A 23,422-nucleotide genomic window follows, 5' to 3' on the forward strand; every position below is an offset into this window, starting at 1 on the left:
TCCGTATCAAGACAACTTTTACGGTTAATCAGCCATATGATAAAAACACAAAAAATTGATTATTTGCGTCAACACTCAACGCCCTGGCACAAACATACCTCGGGACAGCTTTATTGGCTTGAGCAGGGCGTGATGGTGATTGAAACGCTACAGGCGCAGTGGCACGTTACCGCCGGCACGCTGGGTTGGTTTCCCACCGGAATAGAGCACCGGGCCTGGTTTCCGGGCAACGTCAAAGGAAGCAGCCTTTATCTCTCTGCAGCCTCCTGCTCCTTATTCCCACCTGAACCGGGGATTTATGGGGCTGACCATTTTGTGTTTGCGCTGCTGGCGCGTTTAGAACTTAATGCTAACCAGCCCCTGTCATCTGATTATTTATGTAGCCTTCTCACGCTCCTGAGCCATGAAATAAAGCAGCTCCCACAATGGCCTCTCGGGCTCACTTTGCCTTCGGATCGCCGGGCGCGTAACGTTGCAGAGGAATTATTGAGACATCCCGCCACCAGGCTCGATCAGGCGCAGCTTGCTCAGCAATGGGGACTAAGCGTCAGAAATCTCAGCCGTTTGTTCAATCAGCAAACCGGGTTAAGTTTCAGCCAGTGGCGGCAACAGGCGAAAATAGTGTCCTCACTCCAGTGGATAACTTCGGGTTTACCCATCAGTGAAGTCGCCGAGCGAAGCGGCTACAGCAATATCAGCGCTTACATAGAGGCGTTTCGGTTGAGATTTGGCAAGACGCCCGGGCAATTTAAAGCGTCATCCTGCCAGCCGTCAGCAGGATGAATCATGCCTGTTCGCGTAGGGTGGAATCGGAAGTCCTGTATCTTCGGCCCCCCCCCCCCCCGAGTCTCTTCGCTCAGCACTGGCAATGAAAAAATCAGAACGTTTCCCAGTTTGCATCAGAGGCTGAGGCCGTTTGCGGTTTCAACGTCGCTGGCTGCGGGCGAAGTTTTTCCTGCACCGCCTCCACACGGCGTCCGCCGGATTGCTGGAGCTGGAAAACCGCAACCGCCAGGCGTAGCTCGCTCGCCTGGTCTTCCAAAGCCGCAGCGGCAGAAGCGGACTCTTCCACCAGCGAGGCGTTCTGCTGGGTCACGCTGTCCATCTCAGATACCGCCTGCGCCACCTGTTCAATGCCTTTACTTTGCTCTTCAGAGGCCGACGCAATTTCGCCCATGATGTCAGTCACGCGGGTGACCGCCGAAACGATCTCCTTCATGGTGGCCCCGGCTTCACGCACCTGGCTGGAGCCGGTATCAATGCGCGACACCGAGTTTTCAATCAGCACTTTAATCTCTTTCGCCGCCTGTGCGCTGCGGCTGGCCAGCGTTCTGACTTCTCCCGCAACCACGGCAAATCCACGCCCTTGCTCACCCGCACGCGCAGCTTCTACCGCGGCGTTCAGCGCCAGAATGTTGGTCTGGAAAGCAATGCTGTCGATAACGCTGGTGATATCCACGATTTTGCCAGAGCTTTCGGCGATTTCGTTCATGGTGCTGACCACGCTATCCACCACGCGCCCGCCTTTTTGCGCGGTTTCGGAGGCGTTTTTCGCCAGACCGGTGGCCTGACGAGCGTTATCGGTGTTCTGCTTCACGGTCGCGGTCAGTTGCTCCATGCTGGCCGCAGTCTCCTCCAGCGCCGCCGCCTGCTGCTCGGTGCGGGAGGAAAGATCGCTGCTGCCGGCAGAGATTTCGCTGGCACCGGTGTAAATAGAATCCGCATTGTCGCGCACCACGCTCACGGTCTTTGCCAGCGATTGCTGCATGGATTTAAGCCCGGCAGACAGGCGGCTCATTTCGCTGCGCCCTTCGGCGTCGATCGTACGAGTTAAATCCCCCTCAGAGATCGCCTGGATATGCCCCATTACGTTTTTCAGCGGGCGCAGCAGCACGCGCTGCAACCCCAGCCAGATAACCACCAGCGCCGCGATGACAATCAGTAAAATGGTGCCCAGCGTCCAGAGCATACCGGTATAGCTGCTTTGGTTCTCCGCGCTGGCGGCCTTCAACAGCCGGGTGTTCTGAGTCAGCCACTGGCCGTAAACGGCTTTGAAATCGTCCTGAGCCTGCTGGGCGTCGAGGTTGCCATAAGCCTGGTAGTTATCGGCCTTCAGGAACTGAATAGACTGGGCCATGACGTCGTGCATTTGCTTGAAGCTGGCCGCCGCTTTGTCGTCGAGGGCTTTATCCTGACCCGGCACATCGTCGGAATCCATGTAGCTGGAAAACTGCTTTTGCGCATCCGCCAGCAGCACACCGGCATTCGTTAGTAGCTTGTTCATCGCCTCCAGCGAGGCAGGATCGCGCTGATTTTTCAGCACGCGAATCGCCACGCGGTTGATGGTGACGCGAGTTTCAACCAGCGTCTGGAAACTGCCGCCCAGCTGCTGCTGCTGGTAGTTCAGCAGGCCGGTATTCTGGAAGTTAAGGCGATCGCTGCTGACGGAGGAGTAGTACAGAGCCCCGGTCACCAGCAAGAGCACGCTGAAGATCCCCAGCGTAGTGACAATTCCGGTGATAACTTTGATATTTTTCATAGCGCCCAACGTTCCTGAGGTAATGGCCGATATGAGATATATCGGTTCGGCACAGATTTCCCTTACCGCCTCTGACGCGACTATTTGTTAATCCATTGATATTTGAAAGTAAAAAAATTAATAAAAAAACCCGCCGAAGCGGGTTTTGGGATTTCGTCACAACACAAGGCAATTACTGCAGCAGAGAGATGTCCGCCACCTGCAGGAACAGCTCGCGCAGCCTGGTCAGCAGCGTCAGTCGGTTAATACGCAGATCTTTATCTTCTGCGTTTACCATCACTTTGTCGAAGAACTCATCCACCGGCTCGCGCAGGTTCGCCAGCTCTTCCAGGGCTTCCTGGTAACGGCCTTCGGCGAAGTACGGCTGTAGCTTATCGCGCAGCACGACAACGTTGGTCGCCAGGCGAATTTCTTCGGCTTCTTTCAGCACGGTGGCCTGTACGGTGTCGTTCAGCACTTCGTCAGACTTGGCAAGAATGTTGGAAACACGCTTGTTAGCCGCCGCCAGAGACGCCGCCGCTTCCAGAGTACGGAAGTGGGAAACCGCCTTCATGCGAGCATCGAAATCAGCCGGTTTGGTAGGACGACGCGCCAGTACCGCCTGGATGGTGTCAACCGCGTGGCCTTCTTCCTGATACCAGGTACGGAAGCGACCCAGCATAAAGTCGATAACCTCATCCACCACGTTGGTGTTGGTCAGCTTGCTGCCGTAGAGGCGAACTGCTTCTTCGGTCAGGGTCTGCAGATCCAGCGGCAGGTTTTTCTCGACGATAATACGCAGCACGCCCAGCGCGGCACGGCGCAGTGCGAACGGATCTTTGTCGCCTTTCGGATGCTGGCCGATGCCGAAGATGCCCGCAAGGGTGTCCATCTTGTCGGCAATCGCTACCGCACAGGCTACAAGGTTAGACGGCAGAGCATCGCCCGCAAAGCGTGGCTGGTACTGCTCGTTCAGCGCAACCGCCACGTCTTCCGCTTCGCCGTCGTGGCGCGCGTAGTGCATGCCCATCACGCCCTGGGTGTCGGTAAACTCGAACACCATGTTGGTCATCAGGTCGCACTTGGACAGCAGCCCTGCACGGGTCGCGTGGTTCACGTCGGCACCAATCTGGCCCGCAATCCAGCCGGAAAGGGCTTCGATACGGTTGGTTTTGTCGCGCAGGGTGCCCAGCTCTTTCTGGAACAGCACGGTTTCCAGACGCGGCAGATTGTCTTCCAGACGCTTTTTGCGGTCGGTATTGAAGAAGAACTCGGCATCTGCCAGGCGCGGGCGAACCACCTTCTCGTTACCGGAGATGATCTGCACCGGGTCTTTGGACTCGATGTTCGCCACGAAGATGAAGTTCGGCAGCAGTTTGCCGTCGGCCGCGTAGACCGGGAAGTACTTCTGGTCACCCTTCATGGTGTAAACCAGCGCTTCAGCAGGCACGGCCAGGAATTTCTCTTCGAACTTCGCGGTCAGCACCACCGGCCATTCCACCAGCGAGGTGACTTCTTCCAGCAGGCTTTCGCTCAGGTCAGCCTGACCGCCGATTTTACGGGCGGCTTCTTCGGCATCACGTTTGATGACGGCTTTACGCGCTTCGTAATCGGCAATGACCTTCCCGCGCTCCAGCAGGATCTGCGGGTACTGGTCGGCATTGTCGATGGTGAACTCCGGCTCGCCCATAAAGCGATGGCCGCGAATGACGCGGGCGGACTGAATGCCCAGAATAGTGGCAGGGATCAGTTCGTCACCCAGCAGCAGCGTCACGGTATGAATCGGACGCACGAACTGGATATCGGACGCGCCCCAGCGCATCAGCTTAGGAATCGGCAGCTTCGCCAGAGAAGTGGCGATCATGTTTGGCAGCAGAGCCTGCACGCTTTCGCCCTTCACGTGGGCGCGGTACATCAGCCACTCGCCTTTGTCGGTAGCCAGACGCTCGGCCTGGTCAACGGTGATCCCACAGCCACGAGCCCAGCCTTCGGCGGCTTTGCTTGGTTTACCTTCAGCGTCGAACGCCGCAGACACCGCAGGGCCGCGTTTTTCGACTTCGCGATCCGGCTGTGAAGCCGCCAGATTAGCAATTTTCAGCGCCAGGCGACGCGGGGCAGCAAACCATTTTACTTCGCCGTGGGCGATGTTGGCCGCATCCAGCTCGGCGGTAACGTTGGCAGCGAAGGATTCAGCCAGGCTGCGTAGGGCTTTTGGTGGCAGCTCTTCAGTGCCGATCTCCACCAGAAAAGTTTTTTCAGACATGGCGGCCTCTTAGTTTTTCTTATTGCACATCGGGAAGCCAAGCGCTTCACGAGAAGCGTAGTAGGCTTCGGCCACGGCTTTGGTCAGGGTGCGAATGCGCAGAATGTAGCGCTGGCGCTCGGTCACGGAAATGGCCTTGCGCGCATCCAGCAGGTTAAAGCTGTGAGCGGCTTTCAGAATACGTTCGTAGGCCGGGAGCGGCAGCGGAGTTTCCAGCGCCAGCAGCTGCTGCGCTTCTTTCTCGTACTGCTCGAAGCAGGTGAACAGGAAGTCCACGTCGGCGTATTCGAAGTTATAGGTGGACTGCTCCACTTCGTTCTGGTGGAACACGTCGCCGTAGGTGGTTTTCCCCAGCGGGCCGTCGCTCCACACGAGGTCGTAAACGCTGTCTACGCCCTGAATGTACATGGCCAGGCGCTCTAAACCGTAGGTGATTTCGCCGGTTACCGGCTTGCACTCCAGGCCGCCAACCTGCTGGAAGTAGGTGAACTGCGTTACTTCCATGCCGTTGAGCCAGACTTCCCAGCCCAGGCCCCACGCGCCAAGCGTTGGGTTTTCCCAGTTATCTTCCACGAAACGAATGTCATGGATCTCCGGATCCATACCCAGCTCTTTCAGCGACCCGAGGTACAGCTCCTGAATGTTGTCCGGAGAAGGCTTAATCACTACCTGGAACTGGTAGTAGTGCTGTAAACGGTTCGGGTTTTCGCCGTAGCGGCCATCGGTAGGACGGCGGGACGGCTGCACATAAGCGGTGGCCATTGGCTCCGGCCCTAAGGCACGCAGGCAGGTCATCGGGTGAGAGGTGCCTGCGCCCACTTCCATGTCCAAAGGTTGAACAATGGTGCAGCCCTGGCGAGCCCAGTAGTCCTGTAAAGTCAGGATCAGGCCTTGAAAGGTCTTGGTATCAAACTTTTGCATGTTGAATTCGCACGCGTTCGGTGGATTTAAGAGAAGCGGCCAGTATATACGCAAACGCGGTCGAGTTGTATCAACACGGCAACGGAACGGCCGTGAGGGAGAAAGGCGTCAGGTTGTTGCGCGTTGGTTGAGGTTTTCGCGGCTGGAAAGGTGTGAAAATTGACCGCTTTCGTCAAACGAACAGGTAAAACCCTCTTTGCGGGCGGTGCTGCCCATCATTTCGTAGCTGGCCTGATACTGTTTAAAATCTGACAGATTAATACGCTGCGGCTGGGTGTTGTAGCGATAAGCGGCCTGATTTTTACAGGCAAGCTCCATTGCTTCGGTGTGAACCACCGGGCGCAACTTCTGCGCGGCCTGGCCTTCCTGCGGCGTAGAACTGCAGGCGCTGAGCATTAACGCCAGAAAAGCGGTTAAGAGGAGCCTATTTTTTCTTTCTGCCATCATCATTCGCTACCAGTACGTTAAACTCGGTTTCTTATATCAACTCCTCGTGCAGCAGGCATTTTGCGAAGCCGCCACGGGGATAGCAAGATGCGCCGGGCAAACTCAGACATTTCCGGACACGGGTAAGCAAGCGGGTTCAGAGGGACGAATGCAGCAAAAAATAAACTGGATAGATAACCTTCGGGGCATCGCCTGCCTGATGGTGGTCATGATCCACACCACAACCTGGTACATCACGAATCCACACACCGTCACCGCGTTTAGCTGGGACTTTTCAAACGTTCTGAACTCGGCTTCTCGCGTCAGCGTCCCGCTGTTTTTCATGATTTCCGGCTACCTGTTTTTTGGTGAACGCAGCGCGCAGCAGCGCCACTTTCTACGGATAGCCAGCTGCCTGCTGTTTTATAGCGCCATTTCGCTGCTGTATATCTGGCTGTTTACCCCCATCAGCACCGGCCTTGCGCTACGCTACATCCTGGTCAAGCCGGTGTTCTACCACCTGTGGTTTTTCTTCGCGATTATGGTGATTTACCTGCTTTCACCGCTGATACAGGTGAAGAAAGTCAGTGCCGTGACAATTCTGGGGCTGATGGTGCTGCTCGGCGTGGTCGCCAACCCCAACACCGTGCCGCAGACGTTAGGCAATATGCGCTGGCTGCCCGTTAACCTCTACATCAACGGCGACACCTTCTATTACGTGCTTTATGGGCTGCTTGGCCGGGCGATTGGGATGCTCGAAACCCAAAGAAAAGGCGTCAGCGGCCTGGCAGGCGGCCTGTTTGTGATTTGCGTCATCTCCATTGCGCTGGGCACTCATCGGCAGTTGGAAATCAACAAAAACTTCGCCGAAACCTTTTACGTCTACTGCGGCCCGCTAGTGTTTATCGCCGCCATCAGCCTGCTGGTCGTCGCCAAAAACTGCCTGAACCAGCGCCCGCTGCCCGGCCTGACGTTTATCTCACGCTACTCGCTGGGTATTTATGGGTTTCATGCGCTGATTATCCATTACCTGCGTACCCATAATATCGAGCTGACCCACTGGCCAGTGCTGGATATTCTGTGGATCTTCGGCGCGACGCTGGCGGGCAGCCTGCTGCTGGCCGTTGGGCTGGGAAAACTCGACCGCAAAAAGCTGGTGAGCTAAGCGTCGCGGCTCCGGCCTCTGGCCCGATGAAGCTGGCGCGGAGAGGAAAACCCGGCGGCGCTGGCGGCCTGTTCCATACGCTGCCCCTGCTGCAGCCGCTGTTCCGCCACCGCCAGCCGGAGCTGTTCCAGGTAGTCGCGCACGGAAATGCCCAGGTGATGCTGAAAAAGGCGGGATAAATGTCGGGGGCTGACGTGAACCCGGTTAGCAATTTCCGGGATCGGCCAGGCAGCCTCAGGTGCAGCCGAAAGCAGATCCTGCGCGCGATGCACCGCCGGGTGAATATGGTTCCGGTAGCGAAGCCAGGGCGAAAGCTGCGGGTCGTCTCCCGAACGGCGAAACCAGACCACCATCTCTCTGGCAACATCGAGTGCCATCCGTGGGCCGCAGTAGCGGTTAATCAAATGCAAAGCGAGATCGATCCCCGATGTAATCCCTGCGCTGGTCCATATACCGCGATCTTCCACAAAAATGCGGTTATCTTTAACCAGCGCGCCTGGCGCAGCGGCTTTCAGTCTTTCAAGCACGTCATGGTGCGTTGTGCACTGAATGCCGTGCATCAAACCCGCACGGGCTGCCAGCAGCGCCCCGGAACAAACGCACATCAGATTAAGCTGCTGGCTGTGGATTTGCGGCTGCAGCCGGGTTAACCAACGCCGGACTTCTTCCGCCTGCGGCGTGGAAAAAAAGCGGTTTGAATCGCATACACCGGGCAGCACCAGCAGACTCCCGGCGGGAAGGGTCTCAGGTAACGGCTGAATACCACTGAACGTCAGGCCGATAGAGGTTTCGACCTCTGGGTCCGGGCCAATGTAGTGCAGATCAAACGCGTGCCTCGCCAGCACCAGCGTTTCCGCCGGGCCGCTCAGATCGAGGGACAAAACCCCCGGCAGCACCACAAACCAGACCCCTACACTCATTCCAGCGACTCCAGGCACTCGGCTACGGTTTGAATTTCGGCGAACCGCCCTGCCAGCACGGTTTCTGTGCGGTGGCGCAGGGTGGCGGCGTCCAGCGTAACGCCTTTCCAGGTCATCGGGAAGGTCAGCATCGCCTCGCTAACAAAAGAAACCCGGTAGCCCAGGTCGGAGGCCACCCGCGCAGTGGTTTCGCAGCATTGTTCGGTGCGGATCCCACAGATAATCAGGTGGTTGATGTCTCGGGCACGGAGCCAATGATCCAGCCCGGTACCGGTAAACGCGTTGTGGACGTGTTTCTGGAAACTGACCGCAGGCTGATGGCGTAAAAATGGCATCGGCGTAACAAACCCGGAGGCCAGCGAAAAGACATCGTCTTCATCCACATGGAAGATATCCACCACCGGCACGCCTTTCTGCTGGCAGCCTGCAATGAGTGCCAGCATCGCCTGTTGGAACGCCGGGACATCATCTTCCCGCCAATAATCCCGGTGAAAGAAAGACTGCTGGGTATCAATATTGATCAGCGCTGTACGTGACATTTTCGGACTCCTTGTTAGTGAGGTTAAAACCATTCTGACAAGGGAAGTAGCGGATGATAAGACCAAAAACGGACAGGATGGGGTTGGTTTGAGACGATGTTTTTCTCGCGGCAAGTCCGGGATTAAAAAAACACCTGCGACGGTTTCATCCCTTTACCAAAAGGGACTCTTTTCTTTTTGTGGGGTGGACGCAGAAATCACTCGCTTAATTATGAAACGTATCGTATCGTAATTAATATTGCCAGTCGATTAAAAGGAATGAAGCCCAATGCACAACGAGGTCACCGCCAGTCCCGGGCGCAAACGTAGCGAAGCTTCACGCCAGGCCATCCTTGAGGCGACCTGGGAACAACTCAATACCCTTGGCTTTCAGGGCATGTCTATTGAGGGTGTTGCCGCTCAGGCTGGCGTCGGAAAAGCGACAATTTACCGCTGGTGGGCCAGCAAAGGGGTTTTAGCCGTGGACGCTTTTTTGACAGCCATCAACCCCACGCTCGCATTTCCTGAAACGACCTTCGCCCGTCGTGATATCGAGCAGCAATTGGATAATCTCGTTCAGGTTTACCGCGGCCGCGCTGGTGCGCTTTTTGGTGAAATGATTGGTGCCAGTCAGGCTGACGCAGAGATGCGTACCGCATTTTACACTGGCTACCTGAAGCCCAGGCGTGAAGCTGCCAAGACCGCTTTCCGGCGAGGTATTGAACTGGGCCAGTTTCGTTCAGGGCTGGATCCAGAAGCACTGGTTGACTCGCTTTATGGCCCCATTATTTACCGAATGCTGACCGGCATCTTCCCGCTGGATGCTGCTTTTGTTGAACATACCCGCCGCGTCGTTTTTGACGGCATAACGCCTTAATTCAGCAATGCAGGACACTCCCCATGACTGACAACTTCGAAGGCCTGGTACTCCGTTCAAGCCTGATGCCGGACGGTACGCTAACGCTGCAGGCAACATCAGAGAAAGTACCGACCCCGGCCAATGACGAAATTGTGATTCGGGTTGAAGCCGCGCCTGTCAACCCTGCCGACCGCCTGATGATGTTCCCGGGACTGAAACCAGACGCGCTGGAGGCAATAACAGTCAACGGCTTTCCTGGCGTTCGGGGGACTCTCTCACCGGGAGCGATAAAAGGAATGTCTGCACGTATTGGCCAGGCGCTTGCCGTCGGCAATGAAGGCGCAGGCACAGTCGTTGCAGCGGGTCGCGACGTGCAGCAGTACCTGGGGCGGGTGGTAGCTTTGCGTGATGGTATGTATGCCCAATATCGGCTGGCAAAAGCCGCAGAGTGCCTTTTGCTGCCGGCAGGCATCACCGCCGTGGAAGGTGCGGCCGCGTCGATCAACCCGATGACGGCGCTGGGGATAGTGGAAACCATGAGGCGGGAAGGGCACACCGCGCTGGTACATACCGCCGCAGCGTCAAGCCTCGGGCAAATGCTCCTTCGGCTGTGCCAACAGGAAGGCATTGAACTGGTTAATATTGTTCGCCGCCAGGAGCAGGTCGATATTCTGTCCGGCATGGGGGCCCGCAATATCATCGACAGTTCACGCCCGGACTTTGAGTTATGCCTGACGCAGGCCCTGGCGGAAACAGGGGCGACACTCGCTTTTGACGCCATTGGCGGAGGCACTATGGCCAGCACACTACTGGCCTGTATGGAACAGGCCCAGCGGCGCTCACTTCCGTTCAGCCGATACGGTTCACCCGTGCATAAACAAGTTTATATCTATGGCGTGCTGGATCCTTCACCTCGTCTTCTGCAGGGTGATTATGGCGCAGCCTGGGGCGTTGGCGGCTGGCTGATGACCCACTTCCTCACTAAAGCCGGGGCGAGCGTCACGCACCGGCTCCGTGAAAAGGTTGCCGCTGAACTGACAACCACCTTTGCCAGTACTTATGCGGCACACATATCCCTGAACGAAGCACTGGATCCGATCATCATAACGGCCTATTCCTCCGGCTCCACCGGCACTAAATATTTGCTGGAGCCCCACGCTCTAAGGTAAATGACGACGCTCAGGACATCAGCGGCAGCAGCTGCTGATAAATCTGGTTAAAGACCTGGCGCCGCCCGGCATAGCGCTGGTGGCGAGCCAAATCAGGCTGATGCCTTTGTTCCAGCGGCGGCTGAGGTAACAGAGTCTGTAAAGGCTGGCCCGGTGAGAGCGCGATTTGCGCCAGGCGCGCCGCCCCAAGCGCGGGCCCAACGTCGCCGCCGGTGCGGTAATCCAGCACCTGGCCGCTGATATCCGCCAGCATTTGCCGCCAGTACGGGCTACGTGCGCCGCCGCCAATCAGCGTGACGCTGTCCGGCGTAATGCCGCATTCGTGCACAACGTCCATGCCGTCCGCCAGCGCGTAGCCCACGCCTTCCAGCACCGCGCGGGCAAGCTCGGCGGGGCCGTGCTGATGGGTCAGACCAAAAAAGGTACCTTTAGCTTGCGGGTTATTATGCGGAGTACGCTCCCCGGAAAGATAAGGCAGGAACCAAACCACGCCGGCGTCCTGATTTGCCTGTTCCGCCGCCGCCAGTAGAGCCGGTACGCTGCCGAGGCCAGTGAGTTTAGCCGCCCAGTCAAGGCAGGAGGCCGCACTGAGCATCACCGACATCAAATGCCAGCGGTTGGGTAACGCATGGCAAAAACTGTGTACTGCACTTTCCGGCCTGCTACGGAAACCGTCGCTGACGGCAAAGTAAACCCCGGATGTGCCGAGCGATAGCATTGCCTGTCCGGCATCAACCATGCCGACGCCAATAGCCCCTGCGGCATTGTCGCCCCCGCCAGCCACAACGGGCACAGCAGGCATTTTCCAGGCCTCTGCAACTTCTCGCGTTAGTACACCGGTTATTTCACTGCCCTCAAACAATTCAGGCATGTGCCGCCGGGAAAGACGGCAGGCGTCGAGCATCGTGTCACTCCAGTCGCGCTTAGCGACATCCAGCCACATAGTGCCTGCCGCATCGGACATGTCGCTGGCGAATTCTCCGGTCATTCTCAGACGCAGATAATCCTTCGGCAGCAGCACGTTATTAATTTGCGCAAAGATCTCAGGCTCATGACGCTCGACCCACAAAAGCTTAGGCGCGGTAAAGCCGGGCATCATCAGGTTGCCGGTTATCGCTCTTGCCTCTTCTACGTTGCTCTCCAGCAACGCACATTCCTCGCCGCTGCGGCCATCGTTCCAAAGGATAGCCGGGCGGAGTACGCGCTGTTTGCTGTCCAGCAACGTTGCCCCATGCATCTGACCCGCAAGCCCGATCGCCTTTACACCGCTGAGTGCATGTTTCACGCCTAGCGCCCGCATTGCACGGTCTGTTGCCTGCCACCAGTGTTCGGGATCTTGCTCGGACCACAGGGAATGAGGCCGGGAGACGGTCAGCGGCTCGCTGCATGTAGCCATCACCTCACCTGCTTCACTGAGCAGGATCGCCTTCACGCCTGAGGTGCCAAGATCGATGCCGATATACATGGTAGCTCCTTAATATCGCGCCGCTTTTCAGCGGCGCAGGCAAGTTTAGTTATCGAACAAATAGTGGTTAATCAGGTTTTCCAGCCGCTCCTGATGCCCACTTTGATGCTGCGGGGCCAGCTTGTGCTGCTCAGCGTACTGCGCCAGCTGCGTGAGCGATATCTGCCCTTTAAGAATTTGCTGGCCCAGCTCACTATTCCACCCGGCGTAGCGTTTGGCGACACGTTTATCAAGCTCACCGTCTTCAACCATGCGGGCAGCCACTTTCAGCGCCAGCGCCATCGTATCCATGGCGCCGATATGACCATAGAACAGGTCATATTTGTCAGTGCTCTGGCGGCGCACTTTGGCGTCGAAGTTCAGGCCACCGGTCGTGAACCCGCCAGCTTTCAGGATCTCGTACATCACCAGCGCATTTTCCTCGACGCTGTTCGGGAACTGATCGGTATCCCAGCCCAGCTGCGGATCGCCCCGGTTAGCATCCACCGAGCCAAAAATACCCAGTGCAATCGCGCTGGCGATTTCGTGGTGGAATGAGTGACCGGCGAGCGTCGCGTGGTTAGCCTCAATGTTTACCTTTATCTCTTTTTCGAGACCAAACTGCTTCAGGAAGCCGTAGACCGTCGCCACGTCGTAATCGTACTGATGCTTGGTCGGTTCCTGCGGCTTCGGTTCGATAAGCAACGTGCCGCGGAAGCCAATTTTATGCTTGTGCTCAACGACCATTTGCATGAAGCGCCCGATTTGCTCACGCTCCTGCCGTAGGTCGGTATTCAGCAGGGTTTCATATCCTTCACGCCCGCCCCATAGCACATAGTTTTCCCCGCCCAGTTGATGCGTGGCGTTCATTGCCGTCACGACTTGCGTCGCCGCCCTGGTAAACACTTCGGGGTCGGGATTCGTTGCTGCCCCAGCGCCATAGCGAGGGTGGGTAAAGCAGTTAGCCGTACCCCACAGCAGCTTCACGCCGCTGTCCTGCTGTTTTTGCGCAAGAACTTCCGTCATCTGTGCAAAATTGTTCAGGTATTCCTTAAGCGACGAGCCTTCCGGCGACACATCAACATCATGAAAACAGTAATACGGCACGCCCAGTTTCTGGAAAAACTCAAACGCCACGTCGGCTTTGCGCTTCGCAAGCGCCATCGCGTCTCCGGCCTGCTGCCACGGACGTTCGAAAGCGCCTACGCCGAACATATCCGCGCCCGTCCAGCAGAATGTGTGCCAGTAGCAGGCCGCAAAACGCAGATGTTCTTCCATGCGTTTTCCAAGAATTAATGCATCCGGATTGTAGTGACGAAACGCCAGTGGGTTGGTGGTTTTAGGGCCTTCAAAACGCACGCGATCGAGTTGGTCGAAATAAGCTTGCATAGTTAACTCCGTCATCAGAAAACTGCGGCTGGATAGCTGGTCAGCTCATCCTGAATTTTCCCTGGCGGTTGCTCAATTACGTTATTTCACTCTGGGATTGAGAGAATACTCAAATGTGCGTCACCTCGCAAAAAACGAATAAAATAATAAATAAACATCACGTAACTGCTTCCATAAATTAGTGCAACAGACTAGCCATTCAATATAAAATCAGATCGCCATCATAATTTTACGATTAAACAAAAAAACATAATGCAAAGATAAAAATCAGTAATTGATGCTTTCTCCATGAACGATAACAATTCAAACCGTCTGCTGATATGAATCACTCTTTATTCCGATAAGCCACTTTCCCCTACAGGTAAATAACATGAAGATAAAGAACCTCTTAGTCACGCTATGCGCCTCACTTATCCTGACCAGCGTAAGCGGCATCGCAAAAGAAGTGAAAATCGGTATGGCGATTGACGACCTTCGCCTGGAGCGCTGGCAAAAAGATCGCGATATTTTTGTGAAAAAATCGGAATCATTGGGGGCGAAAGTTTTTGTCCAGTCCGCCAATGGCAACGAAGAAACCCAGATGTCGCAAATTGAAAATATGATTAACCGCGGTGTTGATGTATTAGTGATTATCCCCTACAACGGCCAGGTATTAAGTAACGTGGTTGCAGAAGCTAAACGCGAAGGCATTAAAGTGCTCGCCTACGACCGCATGATTAATAATGCTGAAATTGACTTTTATATTTCTTTCGACAATGAAAAAGTCGGTGAATTACAAGCAAAAAGCATTGTGAGTAAAGTGCCGCAGGGGAATTACTTCTTAATGGGCGGTTCCCCGGTGGATAATAATGCGAAATTATTCCGCGCCGGGCAGATGAAAGTATTAAAGCCTTATATCGACGGTGGAAAAATTAAAGTCGTCGGCGATCAGTGGGTTGACGGCTGGCTGCCGGAAAACGCGCTGAAAATAATGGAAAATGCCCTGACGGCGAACAATAACAAGATTGATGCCGTTGTCGCCTCCAACGATGCCACTGCGGGCGGCGCAATTCAGGCGCTTAGCGCGCAGGGGCTGGCAGGGAAAGTGGCTATTTCAGGTCAGGATGCCGATCTCGCGGGCATTAAGCGCATTATTGCCGGCACCCAAACAATGACCGTCTATAAACCGATTACCAAACTGGCAGATACCGCCGCCGAAATTGCCGTCGAGCTGGGGGCAGGTAAACAACCAGCCGCAGATGCCACATTAAATAATGGCCTGAAAGATGTTCCCTCCCGCCTCCTGACGCCTATTGAGGTGGAAAAAACCAATATCGACAGCACCGTCATTGCCGACGGTTTCCACAAAAAGAGCGATCTGTAGCCACTGGGCCTGCACATACGCGGGCCTTCTCTTTCACCAGGAGGAGCCTTATGCCTCATTTGTTGGAAATGAAAAACATCACCAAATCCTTTGGGCCAGTAAAAGCCGTGGATAACGTGAGTCTGGCCCTGGAAGCTGGAGAAGTGATGTCGCTGTGCGGTGAAAATGGCTCGGGCAAATCCACGCTGATGAAAGTGCTGTGTGGTATTTACCCTCACGGCAGCTATGAAGGTGAGATCTGGTTTGCCGGTGAGCCGCTGCAGGCGAGTCATATTCGCGACACTGAGCGCAAAGGCATCGCCATCATTCATCAGGAACTGGCGCTGGTGAAGCATCTTACGGTGCTGGAAAACATCTTCCTCGGCGTAGAAATTACGCGCCACGGCCTGCTCGACTTCGATGCCATGACGTTACGCTGCCAGAAGCTGCTTGCCCAGGTGAACCTTACGCTCTCCCCGGAAACACGCGTGGGGGATTTGGGGCTCGGGCAGCAGCAATTGGTTGAGATCGCGAAGGCGCTGAACAAGCAGGTCCGGTTGCTGATTCTGGACGAACCCACCGCTTCGCTCACCGAGCAGGAAACCGCCGTACTGCTCGGGATAATTCGCGATCTGCAGGCGCACGGCATCGCCTGTATTTATATCTCCCACAAGCTCAATGAAGTAAAAGCCATTTCCGACACCATCTGCGTGATTCGCGACGGGCAGCCCATCGGCACCCGTGAAGCCAGGCAGATGAGCGAGGACGATATCATCACCATGATGGTTGGCCGGGAACTGACCGCGCTGTACCCCAGCGAACCTCACCAAACCGGCGATGAGATCCTGCGCGTCGAACACCTGACCGCATGGCACCCGGTCAACCGGCACATCAAGCGGGTCAACGATGCCTCTTTTTCTCTGCGAAAAGGGGAAATCCTGGGGATTGCCGGTTTGGTCGGGGCCGGAAGAACCGAGGCGGTGCAGTGTCTGTTTGGCGTTTGGCAGGGGCGCTGGGAAGGAAAGATCTACATCGACGGGCAGCAGGTTCGTATCAATAACTGTCAGCAGGCTATCGCTCACGGCATCGCCATGGTGCCGGAAGATCGTAAGAAGGACGGCATCGTGCCGGTCATGGCCGTGGGGCAAAACATCACGCTTGCCGCATTGAGTCAGTTTACTGGCGCACTGAGCAGCCTGGATGAAGCGCAAGAGCAGCACTGCATGCTGCAGTCGCTGGCACGCCTGAAAGTCAAAACGTCATCGCCCAGCCTGGCGATTGGCCGCCTGAGCGGTGGGAACCAGCAAAAAGCAATTCTTGCCCGCTGCCTGCTGCTCAACCCGCGCATCCTGATACTCGATGAACCCACTCGAGGCATCGACATTGGCGCGAAATACGAGATCTACAAACTTATCAATCAACTGGTGCAGCAGGGGATCGCCGTCATTGTCATCTCCTCTGAACTCCCCGAAGTGCTCGGCCTGAGCGATCGCGTACTGGTGATGCACGAAGGCCGCATTAAAGCCGATTTGATTAACCATAATCTGACCCAGGAAAAGGTCATGGAAGCCGCCCTGAGGAGTGACCCCCATGTCGAAAAGCAATTTGTCTGAAATGAAACTGACAGCACCAGGCCGCGCCTCCGTTGGGGCATTAAAATCGCTGAATTTGCAGGTTTTTGTCATGATTGCCGCCATCCTGGTCATCATGCTGTTCTTTACGTGGCAAACGGACGGCGCTTACCTGAGCGCCCGCAACGTCTCCAACCTCCTTCGGCAAACGGCCATTACCGGCATCCTCGCGGTGGGCATGGTGTTCGTCATTATTTCGGCTGAAATCGACCTCTCGGTTGGCTCAATGATGGGTCTTCTGGGCGGCGTAGCGGCCATTTTTGACGTCTGGCTCGGCTGGCCTCTGCCACTCACGATTGTTGTCACGCTGGCCCTGGGCCTGGTTCTCGGGGCATGGAACGGATGGTGGATTGCCTATCGCAAAGTGCCGTCGTTTATCGTCACGCTCGCGGGCATGCTGGCGTTTCGGGGAATTTTAATCGGCATCACCAATGGCACCACCGTGTCGCCTACCAGCGGAGCCATGTCGCAAATCGGGCAAAGCTACCTGTCAGACGGCATTGGCTTTACCGTTGGCGTTATCGGTTTGATGGGCTTTATTGCCTGGCAATGGCGGCTACGCATTCGCCGTCAGGCTCTGGGCCTTGCCGCGCCCGCGTCGGGTGGCGTTGTTGGCCGCCAGGCAATCACCGCCGTGATCATACTCGGCGCCATCTGGCTGTTGAACGACTATCGCGGCGTTCCCACGCCGGTACTGCTCCTTGCGCTGCTGCTGCTCGCCGGGATGTTTATGGCTACCCGAACTGCGTTTGGCCGCCGCATCTACGCCATCGGCGGCAATATTGATGCTGCGCGCCTTTCGGGAATCAACGTCGAGCGTACCAAGCTAGCGGTGTTTGCTATAAACGGCCTGATGGTAGCGATTGCCGGACTGATTCTTAGCTCGCGCCTCGGAGCAGGCTCACCTTCTGCCGGGAACATCGCCGAACTGGATGCCATTGCCGCCTGTGTTATTGGTGGAACCAGCCTGGCGGGTGGTATCGGCAGCGTTGCCGGGGCGGTGATGGGGGCATTTATTATGGCTTCGCTCGACAACGGCATGAGCATGATGGACGTCCCGACCTTCTGGCAGTACATCGTCAAAGGTGCCATTTTGCTGCTCGCGGTGTGGATGGATTCTGCGACCAAACGCCGGGCGTAATATGCCTGCCGGGCAAAACGTGCAAACGATCACACTGCCGGGGTGGCGTTCCCCGGCTCGCTCGCGGCTGTGATATGCAGACATCTGGTTAGCTACGGGAAACTATCGGCATGTTTGAGAAACGTCATCGCATTACGCTGCTGTTCAACGCCAATAAAGTCTATGACCGTCAGGTAGTCGAAGGCGTGGGGGAATATTTGCAGGCCTCTCAGTCAGAATGGGACATTTTTATCGAAGAGGACTTTCGCGCCCGGATCGATAATATCAAAGAGTGGCTGGGCGACGGCGTGATTGCCGATTTTGACGATCGGGAGATTGAACACTTGCTGGAAGGCGCCGAAGTCCCGATTGTCGGCGTCGGTGGCTCCTACCACACGCCGGAGCACTATCCCGCAGTGCATTACATCGCGACTGACAACCACGCGCTGGTGGAAAGCGCTTTCCTGCACCTGAAAGAGAAAGGCGTGCAGCGTTTTGCGTTTTATGGGTTGCCCGGCTCGAGCGGCAAACGTTGGGCGGCCGAACGCGAGCACGCTTTTCGTCAATTGGTTGCGAAGGAAAAGTACCGGGGCGTGGTTTATCAGGGCATAGAAACGGCACCAGAAAACTGGCAGCACGCCCAAAACCGCCTGGCGGACTGGGTACAAACGCTGCCGCCGCAAACCGGCATTATTGCGGTCACGGACGCCCGAGCCCGACACCTGCTGCAGGTCTGCGAGCACCTGCATATCCCCGTCCCGGAAAAGCTTTGCGTTATCGGCATCGATAACGAGGAACTGACCCGTTATTTATCGCGGGTCGCGCTTTCGTCAGTAGCGCAGGGTACGCGTCAGATGGGCTACCAGGCCGCCAAACTGCTACACCGCCTGCTGGACAGCGAAATTCTGCCGCTCCAGCGTGTGCTAGTGCCGCCGGTGAGGGTTGTGGAACGCCGCTCCACGGATTATCGCTCGCTGCATGACCCGGCGGTAATCCAGGCAATGCACTACATCCGCAATCACGCCTGCAAAGGGATCAAGGTCGAACAAGTACTGGATGCGGTCGGGATCTCACGTTCGAACCTGGAGAAACGTTTCAAAGAAGAGGTCGGCGAGACGATTCACGCGGTGATCCACGCCGAAAAACTGGAAAAAGCGCGCAGCCTACTGATTTCAACTTCTTTATCTATCAATGAAATATCACAGATGTGCGGCTACCCATCTTTGCAATATTTCTATTCGGTATTTAAAAAAGAGTATGACGCCACGCCTAAAGAGCACCGCGATCGCTTTAGCGAAATTTTAGTTTAAAACCATACTCTAGATAATTCGAGTTGCAGGAAGGCGGCAAGGCCGGGAATCCTCAGGAGCATAGCTAACTATGTGACTGAGGTGAGCGGGTGCAGCAAACGCGCCTGCGGCTTGAAGTATGACGAGTATAAATAACAATGCCCTCCGAAGAGGGCATTGTTTATTTCATTCAGGCAATGAAAATTAATTCGGCAGCATTAAACGCTGGTTGCTCTGATACATCGCGAACAGGAAGTTATTATAGCTTGAGCCTTTCGCCGAATACCCTTTCAGCTTGTGAATCATATTATTAGCCGTCACTTCCTGATCCGCTTTGCGCAGCTTGGCACGCTCTTTACGGAACGAAGAATAGGCCGGGTGGGTATTCAGGTTAGCGACGTAAGCATTCACGCCTTCATTCACAGAGCCGTAATGCAGGTAACCTTTCACTTTACCGGGCTCGCTGTTGCAATGGCGCTTGGTGCACTTCATGCCAAACAGATTGTTGTTGCTGCGGGCAAGTTTAGATGTGCCCCAGCCGCTTTCCGCCGCGGCCATTGTCGCCACCATATTGGTAGGAATGATATCGACTTTTTCCAGCAGACTGTTCCACGGCACACGGTTGGTATTGCCGCGCCACGCCACCTTGTAACGCTGGGTAATTTCTTTCAGACGTGCACGCTCAGTCGGCGACCAGCGCTTTTCGTACTGCTTTGAAATCAACCAGTTACGGTCGGCAGTTATCGCTGCATTTTGGCGGGTAATATATGGCATGACCGTCCGGAGAAACGCTTTTTTCCTTGGTGTCCCGGAAGGGTATTTTCGCAAATCAGGAAGCGAACCATTTTCACTATTGCGAGAATACTCTTTTTTACTACTTGCCAGTTTACTGCTTACCGCTTTCTTGCTGCTTACTTTCGTTATATGGGCCTTGCTGTGCGATTTAGGCTCATGTTTACTGGCGAGCGCGTGACTTGAAAAGCCCACGGTCAGCAGCATGAGTATCGCGGCCCCGAATCGTCGAAATGGGGGTGATATCATTAGCTCTCCTGGTCGGATCGATCGTTTCCAGTGCCTTATTTTTTAAAAGGTTTTAGAAAAATAGAGGCGAATTATATCAAAATTAACCGCTCAGAGCACCTTTAGAAATAGTACTATTCCGAAACAATGTCACCTGGGAACTTCTTATGGTGATAAAAAGTATTGTAAAATTCGGGGCTTAATCACACTTCGCGGCACAGTAAAAAAATGCACTGCGGAGGATGATTCCCGCATTTAGAGAGTGAGATTATTGGTTATATTTTTAAGGTGGCGGCGGCAATAGCCTGACGGCGGAACGACCGGGGTTAAGGCGCTCAAATAACATTTGATACAGGAAAACTGGCAACATGAGCCTGGTGCAGAACCTGATAAAAAAAGCCTTTGCAACGGCGAACGCTAACGAAGCCGCAAGCTTCCTTGCCAGCGCGTGCAACCGTATGAAAGCGCATAATAAAGAGCAAATTCAGGCCGAGGTTAGCGCAGCATTAGTCAACGTTAATCTTGTTCGCATCAGTGAAAAACCGCCGCAAACCAAAACGGTTTACCAGGACTCGCCGGAAACCCTCCGTCGCCTGAGAGAAGCAGAGTCACTCTCCACCAGCCTGCTTGCCCAGCTGCGAGAAGCCCAGTTGCGCTCCGCTCAGGGCGACACCGTAGAAACAACCGCCCGCCTGCAACGATATGAAAAACAGGTCACGGAGCTCCAGAAAGCGCTGAATATCAGTCAGGAAATGCACCTGAAAGAATCTGCCCTGGTGCGCAGCGTGATGCAGCGGGAAATCGACGAGCTGAAAAGCCTTCTGAACCGCCAGAAAGAGTCCGGCTCCGGGCTGCTGGAAACACATCAGCGGGAAAAGGCCGAGCTTCATCAGCGCCTGGAAGCCGCCGACGAACTGATTAAAACCCAGCAGGAAGCGCGCTACAAAGCGGAAGCGGAAGTGGCGATCCTGCAGGAAAAACTCGAGAATCTGCGCGCCGATAACCATTACAGCTTTGAGCAGTGTGAAACCCTGAACGCCAGACTCACCAAAACAATCGATGAGCTGCTCGCCACCCGCAACACGCTGAGCGCCCACTTCGGCCACTGGTTAACGAACAAATAAAAACGTTAACGCCGTCACTCACCCCGGCGGCTACACCCTGCAAAACACACGGGCAGGATGAGCGCATGTTTCCAGGGGCATGGCAAACTGCGCAATAAATCCTCACTGGATGATGCGTATGACACGACTCTCTCTCTGCCTGTTGTTCACGCCCTGCCTTGCATTCGCGGGCTGGAACGCGCCTGGGCTTTCTGCTTTTCAGGCCACACATCCGGGCTTGTTTACCAGCGCAACACACCTCGATAAAAGCACCCTTCCCCTCAGGCTGACGCAGGATAATCAATGCTGGCAGCCCTCAGAGGCCATCAAACTTAATCAGGTTCTGTCCCTGACGCTTTGCGCCGGGGATGCCCCGACGTGGCGAGTTTTCCGCGCCGGAGAGTACCAGGCGCAAATAGATACTCGCAGCGGGACGCCAACGCTGATGCTGAGCCTTCAGCCGGAGGCCAGCAGTCAGCCCCTGCAAGCGATGGCGCAGTGCCCGAAATGGGATGGAAAGCCGCTCAACGTCGATGTCAGCAGCACTTTTGCTGAAGGGTCGGTTGTGCGGGATTTCTACAGCGGGAATACGGCCCAGGTTGAGCAAGGCCACATCACGCTGATGCCCGCAGCCGGAAGCGGCGCTTTATTGCTGCTGGAATCTGCCACTGTGGCGGAACCTGCCCCGTTTAGCTGGCAGAATGCGACGGTCTATTTCGTTCTCACCGACCGTTTTGAAAACGGCAACCCGACGAACGACCACAGCTATGGCCGCCATAAAGACGGCATGCAGGAAATAGGCACCTTCCACGGCGGCGACCTTGCCGGGCTGACCAGCAAACTGGATTACCTGCAGCAGCTTGGCGTTAACGCGCTCTGGATAAGCTCCCCGCTGGAGCAAATTCACGGCTGGGTGGGCGGCGGCACCAAAGGTGATTTCCCGCATTACGCCTACCACGGCTATTACACCCAGGACTGGACGAAACTTGATGCCAACATGGGCAACGAAGCCGATCTCCGCCGACTGGTGGATGAAGCCCATCAGCGCGGGATCCGCATTCTGTTTGACGTCGTGATGAATCACACCGGATACGCGACGCTCGCCGACATGCAGGCATACCAGTTTGGCGCCCTCTATCTCAAAGGTGATGAACTTAAAAAAACCCTCGGCGAGCGCTGGACTGACTGGAAGCCAGCGCCGGGCCAAAGCTGGCACAGCTTTAACGATTACATCAACTTCAGCGACAAGGCCGCGTGGGATAAGTGGTGGGGCAAAGCCTGGATCAGAACGGATATTGGCGATTACGACAATCCCGGCTTTGACGACTTAACCATGTCGCTCGCCTTCCTGCCCGATTTAAAAACCGAAGTGACCGCTCCAGCAGAATTACCGGCGTTTTACAGCCACAAGTCGGATACCGCCGCAAAGGCGATACCGGGCTACACGGTTCGCGATTACCTGACTCACTGGCTAAGTCAGTGGGTGCGTGACTACGGCATTGATGGCTTCAGGGTCGATACGGCAAAACACGTCGAAAAAGCGGCCTGGCAGCAATTAAAAACGCAGTCCAGCGCGGCATTGGCTGAATGGAAGCGGGCCAACCCGGACAAAAAAATCGACGATGCGCCGTTCTGGATGACGGGCGAAGCCTGGGGACACGGCGTGATGAAAAGCGACTACTACGCCAGCGGCTTCGACGCGATGATCAACTTCGACTATCAGGAACAGGCGGCCAAAGCCGTAGATTGCCTGGCAACGATTGGCCCGACCTGGCAGCAAATGTCTGACAAACTTCAGCAATTCAACGTGCTGAGCTACCTCTCCTCCCACGACACCCGCCTGTTCCGGGAAGGTGGACAAAAAGCGGCGGAGCTGTTGCTGCTCACGCCAGGCGCGGTGCAAATCTTCTACGGGGATGAAACCCAGAGGCCGTTTGGCCCGACGGGCTCTGACCCGCTACAGGGCACCCGCTCAGACATGAACTGGCAGGATGCCACCGGCCCGCAGGCCACAACGCTTGCCCACTGGCAGAAGCTGAGCCAGTTCCGCGCCCGCCACCAGGCCATCGGCGCAGGAAAACAAACCACGTTGAGCGTAAAACAGGGCTATGCCTTTAGCCGGGTCAGTGGCGATGACAAGGTGATGGTGGTGTGGGCGGGCAATCCGTAGGCGTTAAAGCCCCTCAGCAAGGGAGAAAATAAGCCCAGGCTTCAACATATCCTGCTGCACAGCACAAATCACACAGCATATTCGCCAACAGTGGCTATGCTTACCGGGTTTGCACGGCGTTATTTGTAGCGCTATGGTTAGCCTCTTTTCAAAAG

Annotated in this window: 19 protein-coding genes; 10 read left to right on the top strand and 9 right to left on the bottom strand. The window is 55.7% G+C overall.

Going from position 1 to position 23,422, the window contains the following annotated elements:
* Positions 1-36: 36 nt before the first annotated feature.
* Positions 37-783 carry an AraC family transcriptional regulator gene (locus F3J28_RS19275; protein WP_166878870.1) on the top strand — a complete coding sequence of 249 codons (747 nt, stop codon included), beginning with the start codon at positions 37-39 and terminating at the stop codon, positions 781-783.
* A gap of 94 nt (positions 784-877) precedes the next feature.
* On the opposite strand, the gene tcp is transcribed toward F3J28_RS19275, so the two are convergent.
* From tcp to F3J28_RS19295, 4 genes are all read right to left on the bottom strand, one after another.
* Complete coding sequence (gene tcp, locus F3J28_RS19280; RefSeq protein ID WP_008457644.1) at positions 878-2,539, bottom strand: methyl-accepting chemotaxis citrate transducer; 1,662 nt, start codon at positions 2,537-2,539, stop codon at positions 878-880.
* Positions 2,540-2,711: 172 nt separating this feature from the next.
* Positions 2,712-4,781 (bottom strand): glycine--tRNA ligase subunit beta, encoded by a 2,070-nt coding sequence (gene glyS / locus F3J28_RS19285; RefSeq protein WP_166867655.1) that lies wholly within the window; start codon positions 4,779-4,781, stop codon positions 2,712-2,714.
* A gap of 9 nt (positions 4,782-4,790) precedes the next feature.
* Positions 4,791-5,702, bottom strand: coding sequence for a glycine--tRNA ligase subunit alpha (gene glyQ / locus F3J28_RS19290; RefSeq protein ID WP_039298895.1), 912 nt, complete (start codon positions 5,700-5,702; stop codon positions 4,791-4,793).
* Positions 5,703-5,810: 108 nt separating this feature from the next.
* Positions 5,811-6,098 carry a YsaB family lipoprotein gene (locus F3J28_RS19295; RefSeq protein ID WP_157141404.1) on the bottom strand — a complete coding sequence of 96 codons (288 nt, stop codon included), beginning with the start codon at positions 6,096-6,098 and terminating at the stop codon, positions 5,811-5,813.
* Positions 6,099-6,297: 199 nt separating this feature from the next.
* Between F3J28_RS19295 and F3J28_RS19300 the strand changes: the two genes are divergently transcribed.
* Positions 6,298-7,293, top strand: a complete 996-nt coding sequence (locus tag F3J28_RS19300) for an acyltransferase (protein ID WP_166878873.1) — start codon at positions 6,298-6,300, stop codon at positions 7,291-7,293.
* On the opposite strand, the gene F3J28_RS19305 is transcribed toward F3J28_RS19300, so the two are convergent.
* Positions 7,290-8,213, bottom strand: a complete 924-nt coding sequence (locus tag F3J28_RS19305) for a GlxA family transcriptional regulator (RefSeq protein WP_166878875.1) — start codon at positions 8,211-8,213, stop codon at positions 7,290-7,292. The two genes, F3J28_RS19300 and F3J28_RS19305, sit on opposite strands and share 4 nt — an antisense overlap.
* Complete coding sequence (locus tag F3J28_RS19310; RefSeq protein WP_166878878.1) at positions 8,210-8,752, bottom strand: isochorismatase family protein; 543 nt, start codon at positions 8,750-8,752, stop codon at positions 8,210-8,212. The genes F3J28_RS19305 and F3J28_RS19310 overlap by 4 nt, the downstream gene beginning before the upstream one ends.
* Positions 8,753-9,020: 268 nt before the next feature.
* On the opposite strand from F3J28_RS19310, the gene F3J28_RS19315 reads away from it, so the two are divergent.
* Both F3J28_RS19315 and F3J28_RS19320 read left to right on the top strand, forming a co-directional pair.
* The gene (locus F3J28_RS19315) at positions 9,021-9,608 is read left to right on the top strand and encodes a TetR/AcrR family transcriptional regulator (RefSeq protein ID WP_166878881.1); all 588 of its coding nucleotides are present in this window, start codon (positions 9,021-9,023) and stop codon (positions 9,606-9,608) included.
* Between the two features lie 23 nt (positions 9,609-9,631).
* Positions 9,632-10,759 carry an MDR/zinc-dependent alcohol dehydrogenase-like family protein gene (locus tag F3J28_RS19320; RefSeq protein ID WP_166878884.1) on the top strand — a complete coding sequence of 376 codons (1,128 nt, stop codon included), beginning with the start codon at positions 9,632-9,634 and terminating at the stop codon, positions 10,757-10,759.
* A gap of 10 nt (positions 10,760-10,769) precedes the next feature.
* Here the strand turns inward: F3J28_RS19320 and xylB are convergent, their stop codons facing one another.
* Both xylB and xylA read right to left on the bottom strand, forming a co-directional pair.
* Entirely contained in the window at positions 10,770-12,224 is a 1,455-nt protein-coding gene (xylB, locus tag F3J28_RS19325) for a xylulokinase (protein WP_166878887.1), read from the bottom strand.
* Positions 12,225-12,269: 45 nt separating this feature from the next.
* Positions 12,270-13,592, bottom strand: coding sequence for a xylose isomerase (xylA, locus tag F3J28_RS19330; RefSeq protein WP_166878889.1), 1,323 nt, complete (start codon positions 13,590-13,592; stop codon positions 12,270-12,272).
* Positions 13,593-13,962: 370 nt separating this feature from the next.
* Here xylA and xylF point away from each other — a divergent pair, with 370 nt between their 5' ends.
* From xylF to xylR, 4 genes are all read left to right on the top strand, one after another.
* Positions 13,963-14,955 (top strand): D-xylose ABC transporter substrate-binding protein, encoded by a 993-nt coding sequence (gene xylF / locus F3J28_RS19335; protein ID WP_166878892.1) that lies wholly within the window; start codon positions 13,963-13,965, stop codon positions 14,953-14,955.
* Between the two features lie 50 nt (positions 14,956-15,005).
* Complete coding sequence (locus tag F3J28_RS19340; protein WP_166878894.1) at positions 15,006-16,547, top strand: xylose ABC transporter ATP-binding protein; 1,542 nt, start codon at positions 15,006-15,008, stop codon at positions 16,545-16,547.
* Positions 16,525-17,706, top strand: coding sequence for a xylose ABC transporter permease XylH (xylH, locus tag F3J28_RS19345; protein WP_166878897.1), 1,182 nt, complete (start codon positions 16,525-16,527; stop codon positions 17,704-17,706). Before F3J28_RS19340 ends, xylH begins: the two co-directional genes overlap by 23 nt.
* A 110-nt stretch (positions 17,707-17,816) precedes the next feature.
* Positions 17,817-18,995: a D-xylose utilization transcriptional activator XylR gene (xylR, locus tag F3J28_RS19350; RefSeq protein WP_166878899.1), complete on the top strand. Its 1,179-nt coding sequence runs from the start codon at positions 17,817-17,819 to the stop codon at positions 18,993-18,995.
* Between the two features lie 183 nt (positions 18,996-19,178).
* Here xylR and F3J28_RS19355 read toward each other — a convergent pair whose 3' ends face one another.
* On the bottom strand, positions 19,179-20,015 hold the full coding sequence (locus tag F3J28_RS19355) for a protein bax (protein WP_008457665.1): 837 nt from the start codon (positions 20,013-20,015) through the stop codon (positions 19,179-19,181).
* 347 nt (positions 20,016-20,362) lie between these two features.
* Between F3J28_RS19355 and F3J28_RS19360 the strand changes: the two genes are divergently transcribed.
* Entirely contained in the window at positions 20,363-21,118 is a 756-nt protein-coding gene (locus F3J28_RS19360) for a hypothetical protein (RefSeq protein ID WP_166878902.1), read from the top strand.
* A gap of 118 nt (positions 21,119-21,236) precedes the next feature.
* Positions 21,237-23,267, top strand: coding sequence for an alpha-amylase (locus tag F3J28_RS19365; protein ID WP_166878905.1), 2,031 nt, complete (start codon positions 21,237-21,239; stop codon positions 23,265-23,267).
* The last annotated feature ends 155 nt before the right edge of the window (positions 23,268-23,422 follow it).

This window comes from Enterobacter sp. Ap-1006, assembly GCF_011752835.1.
Lineage (GTDB): Bacteria > Pseudomonadota > Gammaproteobacteria > Enterobacterales > Enterobacteriaceae > Cedecea.

Coding starts and splice junctions, on each gene's coding strand:
- F3J28_RS19275 (WP_166878870.1), top strand. CDS start 37: ATGATAAAAACACAAAAAATTGATTATTTGCGTCAACACTCAACGCCC.
- tcp (WP_008457644.1), bottom strand. CDS start 2,539: ATGAAAAATATCAAAGTTATCACCGGAATTGTCACTACGCTGGGGATC.
- glyS (WP_166867655.1), bottom strand. CDS start 4,781: ATGTCTGAAAAAACTTTTCTGGTGGAGATCGGCACTGAAGAGCTGCCA.
- glyQ (WP_039298895.1), bottom strand. CDS start 5,702: ATGCAAAAGTTTGATACCAAGACCTTTCAAGGCCTGATCCTGACTTTA.
- F3J28_RS19295 (WP_157141404.1), bottom strand. CDS start 6,098: ATGCTCAGCGCCTGCAGTTCTACGCCGCAGGAAGGCCAGGCCGCGCAG.
- F3J28_RS19300 (WP_166878873.1), top strand. CDS start 6,298: ATGCAGCAAAAAATAAACTGGATAGATAACCTTCGGGGCATCGCCTGC.
- F3J28_RS19305 (WP_166878875.1), bottom strand. CDS start 8,213: ATGAGTGTAGGGGTCTGGTTTGTGGTGCTGCCGGGGGTTTTGTCCCTC.
- F3J28_RS19310 (WP_166878878.1), bottom strand. CDS start 8,752: ATGTCACGTACAGCGCTGATCAATATTGATACCCAGCAGTCTTTCTTT.
- F3J28_RS19315 (WP_166878881.1), top strand. CDS start 9,021: ATGCACAACGAGGTCACCGCCAGTCCCGGGCGCAAACGTAGCGAAGCT.
- F3J28_RS19320 (WP_166878884.1), top strand. CDS start 9,632: ATGACTGACAACTTCGAAGGCCTGGTACTCCGTTCAAGCCTGATGCCG.
- xylB (WP_166878887.1), bottom strand. CDS start 12,224: ATGTATATCGGCATCGATCTTGGCACCTCAGGCGTGAAGGCGATCCTG.
- xylA (WP_166878889.1), bottom strand. CDS start 13,592: ATGCAAGCTTATTTCGACCAACTCGATCGCGTGCGTTTTGAAGGCCCT.
- xylF (WP_166878892.1), top strand. CDS start 13,963: ATGAAGATAAAGAACCTCTTAGTCACGCTATGCGCCTCACTTATCCTG.
- F3J28_RS19340 (WP_166878894.1), top strand. CDS start 15,006: ATGCCTCATTTGTTGGAAATGAAAAACATCACCAAATCCTTTGGGCCA.
- xylH (WP_166878897.1), top strand. CDS start 16,525: ATGTCGAAAAGCAATTTGTCTGAAATGAAACTGACAGCACCAGGCCGC.
- xylR (WP_166878899.1), top strand. CDS start 17,817: ATGTTTGAGAAACGTCATCGCATTACGCTGCTGTTCAACGCCAATAAA.
- F3J28_RS19355 (WP_008457665.1), bottom strand. CDS start 20,015: ATGATATCACCCCCATTTCGACGATTCGGGGCCGCGATACTCATGCTG.
- F3J28_RS19360 (WP_166878902.1), top strand. CDS start 20,363: ATGAGCCTGGTGCAGAACCTGATAAAAAAAGCCTTTGCAACGGCGAAC.
- F3J28_RS19365 (WP_166878905.1), top strand. CDS start 21,237: ATGACACGACTCTCTCTCTGCCTGTTGTTCACGCCCTGCCTTGCATTC.